The organism is Reyranella soli, from assembly GCF_007992495.1.
Classification (GTDB): domain Bacteria; phylum Pseudomonadota; class Alphaproteobacteria; order Reyranellales; family Reyranellaceae; genus Reyranella; species Reyranella soli.
On sequence record NZ_BKAJ01000029.1, the window covers coordinates 22,714 to 37,129 of the forward strand.

A 14,416-nucleotide genomic window follows, 5' to 3' on the forward strand; every position below is an offset into this window, starting at 1 on the left:
AAGTATGAGCGGGCCTGGAGGCCCGCGGTCCGGCAACAAACATCAGTACGCCCTCTCACCCAAAAGACCGCGCGGCCTGAGCGTCAGCACAACTAGGATGGCGATGAAACCGACGGCGGCGCGGTACTGCGACCCGACGACCAGCACCGACAGTTCCTCGGCCATGCCGATCAGGAAGGCGCCCAGCACGGCGCCGGGCACGCTGCCCAATCCGCCGAGCACGGCGGCGGCGAACAGCGACAGCAGGATGCGCGTGCCGGTCAGCGGGTCGATCGAGCTGTCGAGGCCCAGCAGCATGCCGCCGACGCCGACCAGGCCCATGCCGACGAAGCTTGCCAGCGTAGCGATGCGTTCGGGCCGGATGCCCTTCAGTGCCGCGAGCTCGGGATTGTCGGCCGAGGCGCGCATGGCCTTGCCGATGCGGGTGAAGGCGAGGGCCGCGAACACCAGCAGCATCAGCAGCAGCGCCAGGCCCATGGTCTCGAGCTGCTGGGGGCTGACGCGGATATCGCCCAGGAAGACATCGCGCGCGATCGGCCGGTCGTAGCCGCGCGGCGCGTTGCCGAAGCCGAGCCGCACGACATTCTCCAGGATGATCCCGGTGGCGATCGAAGCGATGGCCGCAGGCAGCGCGCCCTGCTTGATCAGCGGCAGATGGGCGAGCTTGTCGAAGGCGAGGCCGGCGACGCCCGCCACGGCAAAGGCGACAACAAGCGAGCCCGCCATCTGCAGGCCCACGCCGTAGGCGAGATAGCCCGCGAAGGCGCCGAGCGTCGCCACGCCCGACACCGAGAAGTTCGGGAAGCGCAGCACGGCGAACATCGCCGTGAATCCGATGGCAGGCACGGCGAGAAGCGTGCCCGACACGATGCCGTTAACGAGGGCTTGCAGGATGATCATGGGAGCGCGGGCCTCTGGCCCGCATCATGATCATGAGCGGGCCAGAGGCCCGCGCTCCCATTGTTAAGCAATCTTCACCAGCGTGAATTTGCCGGCCTTGATCTGCTCGTAGCGGAACTTGCAGTCGAGGATGTCGCCCTTCTCGTCGAAATCGCACGGACCGGACGCACCGGCATAGTCGACCTTGCCGCCGGCCGCGATCTCCTTGAGGCCATCGACGGCGTTGTCGACGACCTTGCCGCCGCTCATCGTGGCCTTGCGGATGTTCTCCTTGATCGCCTCGCCGGTCGCGGCCTTGGCCGACGCGATCGCCATCAGCACCAGGTTGATGTGGTCGTAGACCTGGCAGGTATAGGGATCGGGATTGGCCGAACCCGAAGCTGCTTTCGCCTTCTCGAAGGCCGAGCTGCCCTCGGCCGATGCAGGCGCGAAATTGTAGACGCCTTCGACGACCTCGGGCTGGCCAACCTGGTCGACCAGCTTCTGGTTGATCGAATAGGCGAAGCCCAGAATCTTGCCCTTGAAGCCCGCGCGATAGAGGTCCTTCAACAGCACCACGGTGTCGGGCGTGTAGCCGTTGGCGAGGATCACGTCGGGGCTGGTGCGCAGCGCCTGGTCGACCTCGGTGCGGTAGGTCGTCTTCTTGTCGTCGTAGATCAGGCTTTGATGGGCGCAGCCGCCCTTGGGCAGGACCTGGTTCAGGATATCGAAGGTCGACTGCGTGAACGGCGTCTGCGGGATCATGGTGAAGGCCTTCTTGGCCCCCAGCGAGAGGATGAACTCGCCGACCCTGGTGACCTGAAGCTTGGAATTGGGCTGGGTGCGGATCAGGAAGCCCTGGTGCGGCAGCAGCGTGATCGAATCCGCGCCCGACACGGTGCACAGGAACGTCTTGCTCTCCCAGCAGAGCGGCGCCACGGCCGTCGTCACCGACGAGGCCCAGGTGCCCATGATCGCCGCGACCTTGTCGACGTCTATGAGCTTGCGCGCGGCGCGCACCGCGGCCTCGGGATTGGTCTGGTCATCCTCGCTCACCAGCACGATGCGCCGGCCGAGAACGCCGCCTGCCTTGTTGACCTCCTCGACTACCGAGGCGGCCGCCTTGGCCATCACCGGCCCGTAGGGGCCGCCTGCGCCGGTGAGCGGCGTCAGAGTCGCGAGCTTGATGGGATCGGCTTGCGCGCGCACGACGGCAGGGCTCGCCAGCGCGGCGACGCCCGCCGCCAGCGCGGCGCGGCGGCCGATGCGGATGTTGGTCATGTGAAGTCTCCCGTTCCCTTGTTCGAAGAATCCCCGTTGCCGCGAAGCATAGGCTGGGCCTTGCCGCCGAGAAAGAGATCGCGGACCGTCGGATCATCCGCCAAGTCGGCAGCCCTGCCCTCGTGCTCCGGCCGGCCCTGCACCAGCACGTAAGCCCGCGCCGAGACCGACAGTGCCTCCAGCGCGTTCTGCTCGACCATCAGGATGGCCACGCCCGACTTGTTCAGGGCAAGAATGGTGCCGAACAGCTCCTCCGCCGCCCGCGGACTGAGCCCGGCCGTCGGCTCATCGAGCAAAAGCAGGTCAGGCGCGTTCATGAGAGCGATCGCCATCGCCAGGATCTGGCGCTGGCCGCCACTCAAGGTGCGCGCCGCCGCGCGCCGCTTCTCGGACAGCATGGGGAAGCGCTCGTAGAGCTCGGCCATGCGTTTCCTCGCATGCGCACCGTCGATGAAACCGCCCATCTCCAGGTTCTCGGCCACGCTCATCGTGCCGAACACGTTGCGCTCCTGCGGCACGAACGAGAGGCCCCTGCGGCTGATCGCCGGCGCGCCGAGGCCCGCGATCTCCTGCTCCTTGAAGCGCACGCTGCCGCCGCTCGGCCGCAGCAGACCGGCGATCAACTTCAACAGCGTCGACTTGCCCGCTCCGTTGGGGCCGATCAGGGCCACGATCTCGCCGGCCTCGACCTTGAGATCGGCGCCCTTCACGATCTCATCCGCCGCGGCGTAGCCGCCGCGCAACCCCGTGATCTGCAGCAGACTCACGCGGCTCTCCGTCCCAGGTAGGCCTCGCGCACGCGATGGTCGGTGCGTACCTCGTCGAAGGTGCCCTGGGTCAGCACCTGACCTTCGGCCATGACGATCACTGGATTGCACAGCCGGGCGATGAAGCCCATGTCGTGCTCGATCAGCAGCACGGTGATGCCGCGACGCGGCAGTTCCAGCAGCCGCTCGCCGATCTCGTTCTGCAAGGTCGGGTTGACGCCGGCCGTCGGCTCGTCGAGCAGCACCAACCTCGGCTCAGCCATCAGGGCGCGGCCGATCTCCAGAAGCTTCTTCTGGCCGCCCGACAGCGCCGTCGCCGGATTGTCGATCAGGCGATCGAGCTTGAGGAAGCGCGCCGTCTCCCATGCCCGCTCGGCAAGGGCGGCCTCGCGTTCGCGTGCCGCCCGGGTGCCGACGATCGCCTGCCACAGGCTCTCGCCCGGCTGGTCGCGGCCATAGAGCATGAGATGCTGGAACACCGAGAGCTTGGGGAAGCCGCGCGCTACCTGAAAGGTACGCACCAGCCCGCGTCGGCTGATCCTGTCGGGCGCCCAGCCGGCCATCTCCTCGCCGTCGAAGCGGATGGAGCCGGCATCCGGCGGCACCAGGCCCGAAACCACATTGAAGAGCGTGGTCTTGCCCGCCCCGTTGGGACCGATCAGGCCGGTGATGCCGCCCGGCGCCACCGAAAGGTCCACGCCACGCAGGACGTCGAGGCCGTAGAAGGCACGGCGCAGGTCTTTGATTTCGAGGAGAGGCATCGTGCCGGGCACGCTTACAACGTTTCATGGGAAGACGAAACCTTGAAACGGCGCAGGTAGCGAAGGCCGGTCCGCCATCGAAAAGCATCCTTTTGCGGCCGGTCGTCCGTTCCCGATTGCAAGCCGCAAGATTCTGTCGCTACCGTCTTCCAGCGAGACGTATTGGGAGGGTGCCTTGCCCGTCGCGGTGACCCTGGACGACAAGTACATACTGGAAAGCGGAAGGGTCTATCTGACCGGCACGCAGGCGCTGGTGCGCCTGCCGATGATGCAGCGCCAGCGCGACCTGGCGGCCGGCCTCAATACGGCAGGCTATATCTCGGGCTACCGCGGCTCGCCGCTGGGCGGCTTCGACCAGGCGCTGTGGCAGGCCAAGCGCTTCATCAAGAACAACCACATCGAGTTCCAGCCTGGCGTCAACGAGGACCTCGCCGCCACGGCGCTGTGGGGCACCCAGCAGATCCATCTCTATCCCGGCGCACGCTACGATGGCGTGTTCGGCATATGGTACGGCAAGGGTCCGGGCGTCGACCGCTCGGGCGACGTGCTGAAGCACGCCAACTATGCCGGCACGGCCAGGCACGGCGGCATCGTCGCCCTCGCCGGCGACGATCACATGGCGAAGTCGTCGACCACCGCGCACCAGAGCGAGCCCGCGCTGATCGCCGCGGCCATCCCGATCATCCACGCCGCCAGCGTCCAGGAATATCTCGACCTCGGCCTGCATGCCTTCGCGCTGTCGCGCTACTCCGGCCTGTGGGTCGCCTTCAAGGTGATGAGCGAGACGGTCGATTCCTCGGCCTCGGTCCATGTCGATCCGCATCGCATCGACATCCAGCTCCCGACCGACTTCGCCCTGCCGCCCGACGGCGTGCACATCCGCTGGCCCGACGACTGGCTCGGCCAGGAGCGGCGCACGCTCACGGTCAAGCATCCGGCGGCGCTGGCCTATTGGCGCGCCAACAAGCTCGACCGGCTGATGATGGGCCGGCCCGATGCCCGCTTCGGCATCGTCACCGTGGGCAAGTCCTATCTCGACGTACGCCAGGCGCTAGACGAGCTTGGTATCGACGATGCCGAGGCCGAGCGGCTGGGCCTCGCCGTCTACAAGGTCGCCATGGTGTGGCCGCTCGAGACCGAGGGCGTCACGGCCTTCGCCCAGGGCAAGCGCGAGATCCTGGTCGTCGAGGAGAAGCGGCCGATCATCGAGCAGCAGCTTAAGGACGCGCTGTTCAACGCGCCGGCCGACCGCCGGCCCGTCGTCGTCGGCAAGACCGACGAGCGCGGCCAGAAGCTTCTGAAGATCGACGGCGAACTCACGCCCTTCGAGATCGCCTCGGTCCTCGTCGCCCGCTTCGGCCTCGATGGCCTCGGCGCCCGCACGAAGCAGCGCTTCGAGGTTTTGCAACGCCGTAGCAGCCGTCAGGTGCGCAACGAATCCGGCATGGCGCGTGTGCCCTACTTCTGCTCCGGCTGCCCGCACAACTCCTCGACCAAGGTGCCCGAGGGCTCGATGGCGATGGCCGGCATCGGCTGTCACACGCTTGCCATCAACATGGACCGCAACACCAAGACCTTCACCCACATGGGCGCCGAGGGCGCGACCTGGGTCGGCGCCAACCACTTCACCGACATGCCGCACGTCTTCCAGAACCTGGGCGACGGCACCTACTTCCATTCCGGCTACATGGCGATCCGCCATGCCGTCGCGACCAACACCACCATCACCTACAAGATCCTCTACAACGACGCCGTCGCCATGACCGGCGGCCAGCCGCACGACGGCAACGTGCGGCCATGGACGATCAGCCAGCAGGTCCACGCCGAGGGCGTCCGCCGCATCGCCCTGGTGAGCGACGACCCCGACAAATATCCGGTCGGCACCGAATGGGCGCCCGGCGTCACCTTCCATCACCGCAGCGCACTCGACGACGTGCAGCGCGAATTGCGCGAGTGGAAGGGCGTATCGGTCCTGATCTACGACCAGACCTGCGCCGCCGAGAAGCGCCGCCGGCGCAAGCGCGGCACCTTCCCCGATCCGGCAAAGCGCGTGTTCATCAACCAGGCTGTCTGCGAGGGTTGCGGCGACTGCTCGGTGCAGTCGAACTGCCTCAGCGTCACGCCGGTCGAGACCGAGTTCGGCACCAAGCGCGCCATCGACCAGTCGTCCTGCAACAAGGACTTCTCCTGCCTGAACGGCTTCTGCCCGAGCTTCGTCACCATCGAAGGCGGCGGCGTCCGGAAGGGCAAGGCCGACAAGAAGACCGCCGTTGCGACGGCCGAGCCGCCCCTGCCGACCGATCCCACCCTGCCCGCGGTGGCCGACAAGCCCTATGGCGTGCTGATCACGGGCATCGGCGGCACCGGCGTCGTCACCATCGGCGCCATCATGGGCACGGCGGCGCACATCGAGGGCAAGGGCGTCACCGTGCTCGACCAGCTCGGCATGGCGCAGAAGGGCGGCGCGGTGATCAGCCATGTCCGCATCGGCGCCTCGCCCGAAGCCCTGCATGCGGTGCGCCTGGGCGCGGGCGGCGCCGACCTGTTGCTGGGCTGCGACCTGGTGGTGAGCGCCAGCGCCGATGCGCTGGCCCGGCTGGAGCCCGGCGCCTCGCGCGCCATCGTCAACACGCACCAGACCATCACCGGCGATTTCACGCGCAAGCCCGACCTCGCCTTCCCGGCCAACACGCTGAGGCTCTCGCTCGAGGCGGCGGCCGGCGCCGAGGCCTGCGACTTCGTCGAGGCGACCGAGATCGCGACGGCGCTGCTGGGCGATTCGATCGCCACCAACATGTTCATGCTGGGCTACGCCTATCAGAAGGGCCTGATCCCGATCGGCCACGAATCGCTCGAGAAGGCGATCGAGCTGAACGGTGCCGCCGTAGCCATGAACACCGCGGCCTTCCGCTGGGGCCGCCGCGCCGCCGATGACCGCGCCGCCGTCGAGAAGCTTTTGGCGCCGGCGGAGAACGTCGTGCCCTTCCGCATCTCGCGCACCCTGGACGAGATCGTTGCGTCGCGCGCCAAGCACTTGGCCGGCTACCAGAATGCAGCCCTCGCCGAGCGCTACAAGGTGCTGGTCGAAAAGGTGCGCTCAGCCGAGCAGAAGACGGGCAAGAGCGGGCTCGCCGAGGCGGTCGCGCGCAACTATGCCAAGCTGCTGGCCTACAAGGACGAGTACGAGGTGGCGCGGCTCTATGCGGACGCCGCCTTCCAGGCCGGGATCGAGCGGCAGTTCGAAGGCGACTACAGGCTGAAATTCCATCTCGCCCCGCCGCTGTTCTCCAGCCGCGATCCCAAGACCGGCCATCTCGTGAAGCAGGAGTTCGGCTCGTGGATGCTGCCGGCCTTCAAGGTGCTGGCGAAGCTGAAATTCCTGCGCGGCACCGCCTTCGACCTGTTCGGCTACACGGCCGAGCGCAAGGTCGAACGGGCGCTGATCGGCGAATACGAGGCGCTTGTCGGCGAGTTGCTGGCCGGCCTCTCGGCAACCAACCACGACCTCGCCGTCCGGCTGGCCTCGGTGCCCGAGGACATCAAGGGCTACGGCCACGTCAAGGACGCCCATTTGGCGAAAGCCAGACGTAAGCTGGACGAGCTAATGCAGCGGTGGCGCAACCCGGAGGCGGCAAAGATCGCAGCGGAGTAACCGGCGCCGACAACCCAAGGGGGAGGCACCATGGTTATCAGCGTCGCTCGACGGACCTGCCTGTTGGCCCTGACCACGGGTCTTCTGATCATCAGCCTTCCGGCACTGGCGCAGCCCGAGTGGGTCACGGCCTTGCGCGACGGCGGCTACGTCATCGTCATGCGCCACGGCGCCACCCACCAGGACCAGGCCGACACCGACCCGCTCAACCTCGCCAACGTCGCCCAGCAGCGCCAGCTCAACGACGCCGGCCGGGCCAAGGCACGGGAAATTGGCGCGGCCATGAAGAAACTCGGCATCCCGGTCGGGCAGGTCGTTTCCAGCCAGTATTTCCGGGCGATCGAGACGGCCCGGCTGCTGGGCTTCGGCGAGCCCCAGCCGACGGCCGACGTCAGCGAGGGCGGCCAGGTCGTGACGCCGATCGAGAACAACCGGCGGACGGCGGCGCTGCGCAAGCTCGCGGCCACGGCGATGTCCGGCACCAACGTCATGGTGGTGAGCCACAAGCCCAACATCCTGGACGCCTTCGGCAAGGACTGGTTCGACATCCGCGAGGGCGAGATCTCGATCTTCAAGCCCGACGGCGCCGGCGGCTATCGGCTGGTGGCCCGGGTGCAGGCCGACGAGTGGGCGAAGCTCGCCCAATAGGACTCGTTCCTCCCCATCGTGAGATCGATGGGGAGGAACGAACCAATCGTTAGCGTCCCGGCTGCGGGATACTGCCGCCGCCGCTGGCGCCGCTGTTGACGCCGACACCGGGCTGCTGCGCCTGATTGATGTCGATCGCGGGCTGGTTGACCGTGGCGCCGCCCGACACGCCGGCGCCGGTCGAGGCCGGCGGCGTCACGACGGAACCGCCGCCGCTGACGCCACCCGAGGCGCCGCCGCTGGTCGTGCCGTGCGAGCCGCCGACGCCGGCGCCGCCGGACACCCCCGCACCCGTCGAGCCGGCAGTCTGGGCCTGTGCCAGCGAAACCGCAGAGGCTGCGCAAGCAAGAGCGATCAGGATTGTCTTGGTCATTTTGTCCTCCGAGAGGGTTGAGTACCCGACGTCAACCAGCAGCACGCCGCGACGTTGCGCGGCCATTGCCCGGCCTAAATGCGGCAGCCAAAAGGAGCGAAGCCGGCCGCCTCGCTCGCACCGCGAGGCGACCTCCATTGACAATCCATCGCCGCAGCGCGCCCAATCGTCTCTCCCATGAACGATGTCGGCCTCTCGACTCGCCTGCCCGATCCCGTCGCCCGTGCCCGTGCGCTCGGTCCGGCGATCGCGGCCGTTGGCGACGAAATCGAGAAACTCCAGGACTTTCCGGAACCGCTGATCAGCGACCTGCACGAATCCCGCCTGTTCCGCCTGCTGCTGCCACGTTCGCTGGGCGGCGAGGAGGTCGAGCCTTGGGTCTACGTTGCCGCGATCGAGGAGATCGCGCGCCACGACGGCTCGCTGGGCTGGAACATGTTCGTGGCCAACAGCTCGGCCCTGATCGCGCCCTTCATTCCCTTCGAGGCAGCGCGCACGATCTACGGCGATCCGCGCGGCCTGATCTCCTGGGGACCGCCCAACCAGCACAAGCTCGTGGCCGCCCCGGGCGGCTATCGCGTCACCGGCGAATGGCATTTCTCGTCGGGCTATCGCCAGGCCACCTGGATTGGCGCGCACGGCAACGTCGTGGAGGCCGACGGCTCGCTGCGCCGCAATCGCTTCGGGCGGCCGACCGTGCGCACGGTGTTGATGCCCAAGGCCGAGACGACGCAGATCCGCGACTGGCGCACGCTTGGCATGCGCGGCACCGCCTCGGAAGGCTACTCCGTCGCCGACGTCTTCGTGCCCGAAACCTTCTCCGGCACGCGCGAGGATCCGACGCTGCGCCGCGACAAGGGCCCGCTCTACGCCTTCACCATGCAGGGCCTCTACGCCTGTGGCGTGGCGGCGGTGGCACTCGGCATCGCGCGTGCCATGCTCGACGCCTTCATCGAGCTCGCCGCCACCAAGACACCGCGCTATCTCGCGCGGCTGGCCGACAATCCCAGCGTCCAGTCCGACGTCGCTCGCCGCGAAGCCGATATCGGCTCAGCGCGGGCCTGGCTGGTCGAGATCCTGAAGGACGTTCACGGCCGCGCCGACGAGGTCGAGCCGATCGGCACGACCGACCGCGCCCGCGTGCGGCTCGCCTGCACGCAGGCCATCCACCAGGCCGAGAAGACGGCGGACTGGGTCTACAAGGCTGCCGGCACCTCGGCGATCTTCCTGGGCACGCCGTTCGAGCGCCGCTTCCGCGACATCCACACGCTGTCGCAGCAGATCCAGGCGCGCGAGGCGCACTTCGAGAACGTCGGGCGCATCCTGTTCAACGGCGACCCCGACGGCACGTTCATGTAAGCGGGCAACGCCCGACTTCGCCGTCAGCTCAATGACTGAGGCGATCGAGCGCCTCGAGATGCATCTTGTTGAAGCCGCTCAGGCTCACCTCGGCGACGCCGCTGACGCGATCGGAGCCGCGGTACTCGAGCCGCAGGACTTCGCCCCGGTGCATGCGGTCGCGCAGCTGGCTGGCGACGCGGCCGCGCAGCAGGCAGGCCTGACCGGTACACATGCCGAGCTCATAAGCTTCGCCACCGTCGACGCGGGCAACGACGCGCGAGGGTGCCGGCAGGCTGACGGCCAGGAACATGCCGCTGCCGACCCGGTAGATGAAGCCCATATGGAACGTCGGATCGGTGCTCTTCACCTCGACGGCCACCTCGCAGTCGCGCTTGTTCGCCAGGCGATCGACGACGCATTCGACGAACCATTCGCCCTCAGTGCCCAGACGATCCGGTGCTTGCGCAGAGAATATGCCGGTGGCGAGCACGACGCCGATCGTCCCCAACTTCCATGTTGTGAACATCCCCCAACCTCAAAATAATTTACGCTAAATATTTGTTCAATAATGCTAACCGTTGTACATGAAAGGCACTTGCAAGGCAAAGTTTTCCGTTACAAACCAATGGGATAGGGAAAATAACTGTGCCAGCGAAAGAATGTGATTCCTTGCTTTCGGTAGTCTTTTCAGAGCCCAAGGTACATTACCTAATGTAATAGATTACCTGAGGCCCAATGGGTTATTGCATCATTGCAGTTTAGTTGGAGAATCGTTCTCACTGACCGCGATGCTGCAATATTGCAGTCAGCCGGTCATTGTGGTTCGACCCTCCTCGCTGAACGCACGGCCGCCTGGCCCTGATCAGCAGGCACTTCTGCGATCTCACAGCCCGGCGTCAGCCAGCCCACCGTCATCGTGACCTCGACGAAGCGGGTCTGGCCGTTGTCGACCTGGACCTGCCCGTTGCCGGTCTTGTCGCCGACCTTGCAGCCGATCTCGACCGGTCCGGGCGGGCCTTCGACGCGAATGAAGGTGTTGTAGCCGAGCTGGGCCGACGATCCGCCGACCAGGCTGACATCGATCGGCCGCGCCATGCCCAGAAGGCCCGAGCGATAGACGTAGAGCGCGGCCTTGTCGGGCGCCGGCCGATCGAAGCGCTTGGCTTCCTGGTCGGCTTGCGGCGACGCCGACGGGCTGCCGGCGCAGCCGGCGAGCAGAATCAGCAGGGATGATGTCAGACCCAGGCGTCGCATCGTTGCGTCCTCCGGGCGATTCAACGCGCGAGGCAGGGCGAGGCTCCGTCCGGAGCGCGGACCTCCCGGTCCGCTCATGCTCATGATGCGGACCTGAAGGTCCGCGCTCCGAAGACCATGAAGGTCCGAATTAAACCACCCGTTCCGCCGCCACCTTGATGCGGCCGGCGCGGCGCGCCTTGTCGAGCGCGTCGTGGTCCTGCTCGGTCTGCTTGGCGTAGGCCAGCGCGAACTTCGCGATCGCATCGTCGAGCGTGCCGGAATTGCCGCAGTAACCCGCGATCATCGCCGGGTCGCCGGTCTTGGCGTGCGCCAGCGCCAGCGCCCAACCACACAGACCGCAATATTCGATGAACTTGCCGATGCCCTCCTTGTTGCCTTCCGCGAAGCTGGCGCTGCCCTTCATGTCGGCGAGCTGGCGGACATAGAAGTGCTTGCCGTCAGCCTCCCCCCAACCAAGGAAGATGTCGGGCGAGCCTTGGGTGGCGCGCTGGCCCACGACGACGCGCTGTCCTTCGTTGTTGACCGTCAGGCGCAGGTCGACATAGGGCGCCAGAACCGACGCCTTTGCTTCCTTGACCTGCAGGAACAGCGGATCGTCGTCGTCGACGCCCTGCAGCAACAGCACCCAGCAGGCCGTGCCGACGCTGCCCACGCCCACCACCTTGCGCGCGGCATCGACCAGGCGATAGCGCGCGAGCAGGCGCTGGCGATCGAGCGACAGGGAGCTGACATAGGCGGCGAGCATCTCGTTCAGGACGTCGCGCACGGGCGTGCCCTGCTCCGTATGGCTCTCGCGCACGATAAGGGGCACGTCCTCGACGATGCGCGGCTCGCCGTTGACCTGCTCGGTAAGTTTGTCGAGCGACCGGATATGGCCTTTGGCCCGCGCCTTGGCGATGGTGCGCTCGGCGATACGGCGCACGCGCGGCGACAGGGCCTCGAGCATCTCGCGCTCGTCGATCGTGTCGTACCAGATCTCGAGATAGCCCATCTCGGAGTATTCGCGCATGCGTCTGCGATAGCTCGCCACACAGGCGGCCGCCGCCTCGGTGGCAACGGCCTTGTCGCCGCCCATGAAGCGCGCGGCGACCGCGGCGCTGGCCGCGAGGCGCTTCAGGTCCCATTCCCATGGCCCGGGATGGACTTCATCGAAATCGTTGATGGCGAACACCAGGTTGCGCTCGGCGGAGGCATAGACACCGAAGTTGGAGACGTGCATGTCGCCGCACGCGCTGACCGCCATGCCGGTGACCGGCGTGCGCGACAGGTCGCTCGCCATGACGGCCGCCGCGCCGCGTAGGAAGGCGAAGGGCGAGATCAGCATGCGTGCATAGCGCACCGGCACCAGCTTCTGGACGCGCCCGGCATTCTGCTGCTCGAGGATGTCGACTGGGTCGGGCCGGTCGGTCGTCTTGTCGTAGGCGGCATGAGCGGTGCGCGGCACCTTCTCGCGCAGGGCCTTGCCGGCCGACAGGCGCTCCTCCACCGAGGGCCGCTTGGCCTGGAACATGTCGGCCAGCCGGTTGCGCTCCTGGCCGTAGAGCAGCCGGTGATAGCTCGGGTCGATGTTTCCCTTCAGATCGACGACGGTCACGGCAGCCCCCTCAAATCGCGCGCAACGATAGAGGTCGGGGTAACGAGCCTCAACCCGGTGGCGGCGTCGCGTGGATGGTGACCGTGTTGCAGCCGCTGCCCTGCCAGCGATAGGACTGGGTCGAGCCTTTGGTGACCGTCCATTCGACGATGCAGCCCTGGCGCACCAGGGTCGGCGGAAAGCCGCCGATCGGCATCCATAGGCCCCAGCCGACGCGCTGGTAGGTCGGCGCCCAGCCGCCGGTGATGTACGACGTGTCCCAGCGCCATTGCAGGATCTTGGTTTCCTCGTCGAGCTGGTAGGTGTTGTCAGGGATGCGCCCCATGCCGCCCAGCAACGAGCGCTCGTTGCTGCCGGCCATTTCGCGCAGCCTCATGTCGAATTCCTGGTTGGTCTGCCCGGCGCAGGCGGCGGCTAGCCAGAGCAGCGAAAGGGCGACGACGGCACGCATGCAACACTCCGATCGCGGCGCCTGCGAGGGTGCGCTGCGTTGCGCGCGCGGGTCAAGGCCGGGTAAATGACACCGTCGTGAGGTCGGGGGAGCATTGAGGGCGCTGGTCTTTTTCCTGTTCGCGGCGCTGCTCGTCTGGGGCCAGTTCCAGCGCACCTATGCCGACTCCGAGCGCTACGGCCACTATGCCGACATCATGCCGTCGGACTGGAAAGCCACCAACGTGTGGCTGGCCGCCGCCGACTGCGCGCTCGAACGCGGCGTCTGGCTCGCCGTCTGCGAGCAGGGCAAGCTGGTGCCGATGTCGGAGCGCGCCATCGCCGACGATCCCGGCCATGCGCTGCTGCTCGCCCTGTGGTCGGTCACGACGCGCCGCCATGCCGACCTGATCGACGTGGCGCGGCTCAACACGCTCACCGACACACTCGGCCTGCTGACCCTGGCGGGGCTGCTGTTCGCGCTGCGCGCCTACATCGTCTCGATCGTGCTGCTATGGAAAGGACCGATCGAGTATCTCGGCTGGATGGGCACCTCGCCGCACTGGGCCTATGTCGGCCTGGTCAGTCTCGCCGCCGTGCTGCCGATGGCGCTGGCGGCGCGTGAGATGGGCCTGCTGTCGCGGCGCGCGGCCAATGGCTGGATCGCCGCGGGCGTCGTCTTCCTCAGCGTAGCGACGCTGATGCGCGAATCGATCGGCATGATGGGGCTGATGGTCACCGCCGCGGTGGCGATCGTCCTCCTGCTGCGCCGGTTCCGCCCCGCTCCGGTGCTGCTGGTCGGCCTGCTCGCCCTCCTCGCCTTCACCACGCCACGCTGGGTGGTGATGGCGCGCGATGCGGCCTTCGAGATTCAGAAGGCCGAGCGGCTCGCCACGCACGGCCTGTCGCATACGCTCTATCTCGGCCTGGGCTTCGTCGAGAACAAGTGGGGCATCCGCTACGACGACGACTATGGCGAGGAGATCGCAGAGAAGGCCGGCGTCGTCTGGTGCTCGCCCGAGTATTTCCGCCTGATGTGGCAGCTCTATCTCGCGCGCTGGGCCGAGGACCCGGTCGAGGTCGTACGCATCTACCTCGCGAAGGCGTGGATACTGCTCGGCACGCCGACCCTCTATCCCGGCCCGCCGTTCGGCATCGTGCTGGCGATCGGGTTGATCCATTTCCTGGCGACGACGGCATTCGGCGCCTGGCAGAAACTGAACTTCAGGCAGGGGCTGGTGATCGAAGGCGTGGCGGTTGCCTTCGCCGGCCTGTTCCTTGCCCAGGCGATGGCGGCACTGCCCAGCCACAACTACGCCATGCCGGTGAACGCCTTCGTGCTGGTGCTGTTCGGCGTGATCGTCGAGTTCTTTGGGCGCGCGCTGCTATGGGTGAAGCGGGCGTTTTAGTCTTGCCGGACCGCGGGCTTCCAGG

General features: G+C 67.1%; 13 protein-coding genes. 4 read left to right on the top strand and 9 right to left on the bottom strand.

The window, feature by feature from the left end; translation table 11 throughout:
* Positions 1 to 42: 42 nt before the first annotated feature.
* From RSO01_RS07250 to RSO01_RS07265, 4 genes are all read right to left on the bottom strand, one after another.
* The gene (locus RSO01_RS07250) at positions 43 to 900 is read right to left on the bottom strand and encodes a branched-chain amino acid ABC transporter permease (protein WP_147147673.1); all 858 of its coding nucleotides are present in this window, start codon (positions 898 to 900) and stop codon (positions 43 to 45) included.
* Positions 901 to 963: 63 nt separating this feature from the next.
* Positions 964 to 2,160 (bottom strand): ABC transporter substrate-binding protein, encoded by a 1,197-nt coding sequence (locus RSO01_RS07255; RefSeq protein ID WP_147147675.1) that lies wholly within the window; start codon positions 2,158 to 2,160, stop codon positions 964 to 966.
* A complete protein-coding gene (locus RSO01_RS07260; protein WP_246158162.1) occupies positions 2,157 to 2,927 on the bottom strand; it encodes an ABC transporter ATP-binding protein in 771 nt (256 codons plus the stop codon). The genes RSO01_RS07255 and RSO01_RS07260 overlap by 4 nt, the downstream gene beginning before the upstream one ends.
* On the bottom strand, positions 2,924 to 3,688 hold the full coding sequence (locus RSO01_RS07265; RefSeq protein ID WP_147147677.1) for an ABC transporter ATP-binding protein: 765 nt from the start codon (positions 3,686 to 3,688) through the stop codon (positions 2,924 to 2,926). Before RSO01_RS07265 ends, RSO01_RS07260 begins: the two co-directional genes overlap by 4 nt.
* A 175-nt stretch (positions 3,689 to 3,863) precedes the next feature.
* Between RSO01_RS07265 and RSO01_RS07270 the strand changes: the two genes are divergently transcribed.
* Positions 3,864 to 7,340: an indolepyruvate ferredoxin oxidoreductase family protein gene (locus RSO01_RS07270; protein WP_147147679.1), complete on the top strand. Its 3,477-nt coding sequence runs from the start codon at positions 3,864 to 3,866 to the stop codon at positions 7,338 to 7,340.
* A 30-nt stretch (positions 7,341 to 7,370) separates the two neighbouring features.
* Entirely contained in the window at positions 7,371 to 7,988 is a 618-nt protein-coding gene (locus RSO01_RS07275) for a histidine phosphatase family protein (RefSeq protein ID WP_147147681.1), read from the top strand.
* 49 nt (positions 7,989 to 8,037) lie between these two features.
* On the opposite strand, the gene RSO01_RS07280 is transcribed toward RSO01_RS07275, so the two are convergent.
* Entirely contained in the window at positions 8,038 to 8,361 is a 324-nt protein-coding gene (locus RSO01_RS07280; protein WP_147147683.1) for a hypothetical protein, read from the bottom strand.
* A 177-nt stretch (positions 8,362 to 8,538) separates the two neighbouring features.
* Here RSO01_RS07280 and RSO01_RS07285 point away from each other — a divergent pair, with 177 nt between their 5' ends.
* Entirely contained in the window at positions 8,539 to 9,720 is a 1,182-nt protein-coding gene (locus RSO01_RS07285; RefSeq protein WP_147147685.1) for an acyl-CoA dehydrogenase family protein, read from the top strand.
* Positions 9,721 to 9,748: 28 nt separating this feature from the next.
* On the opposite strand, the gene RSO01_RS07290 is transcribed toward RSO01_RS07285, so the two are convergent.
* The 4 genes from RSO01_RS07290 to RSO01_RS07305 all read right to left on the bottom strand — a co-directional run bounded on the left by RSO01_RS07290 (position 9,749) and on the right by RSO01_RS07305 (position 13,004).
* Positions 9,749 to 10,228: an invasion associated locus B family protein gene (locus RSO01_RS07290; protein ID WP_147147687.1), complete on the bottom strand. Its 480-nt coding sequence runs from the start codon at positions 10,226 to 10,228 to the stop codon at positions 9,749 to 9,751.
* Positions 10,229 to 10,515: 287 nt separating this feature from the next.
* On the bottom strand, positions 10,516 to 10,956 hold the full coding sequence (locus RSO01_RS07295) for a hypothetical protein (protein ID WP_147147689.1): 441 nt from the start codon (positions 10,954 to 10,956) through the stop codon (positions 10,516 to 10,518).
* Positions 10,957 to 11,086: 130 nt separating this feature from the next.
* Entirely contained in the window at positions 11,087 to 12,553 is a 1,467-nt protein-coding gene (locus RSO01_RS07300; protein ID WP_218037270.1) for a DUF2252 domain-containing protein, read from the bottom strand.
* A gap of 49 nt (positions 12,554 to 12,602) precedes the next feature.
* The gene (locus RSO01_RS07305) at positions 12,603 to 13,004 is read right to left on the bottom strand and encodes a hypothetical protein (RefSeq protein WP_147147691.1); all 402 of its coding nucleotides are present in this window, start codon (positions 13,002 to 13,004) and stop codon (positions 12,603 to 12,605) included.
* Between the two features lie 94 nt (positions 13,005 to 13,098).
* On the opposite strand from RSO01_RS07305, the gene RSO01_RS07310 reads away from it, so the two are divergent.
* Positions 13,099 to 14,391 (top strand): hypothetical protein, encoded by a 1,293-nt coding sequence (locus RSO01_RS07310; RefSeq protein WP_147147693.1) that lies wholly within the window; start codon positions 13,099 to 13,101, stop codon positions 14,389 to 14,391.
* Positions 14,392 to 14,416: the final 25 nt, after the last annotated feature.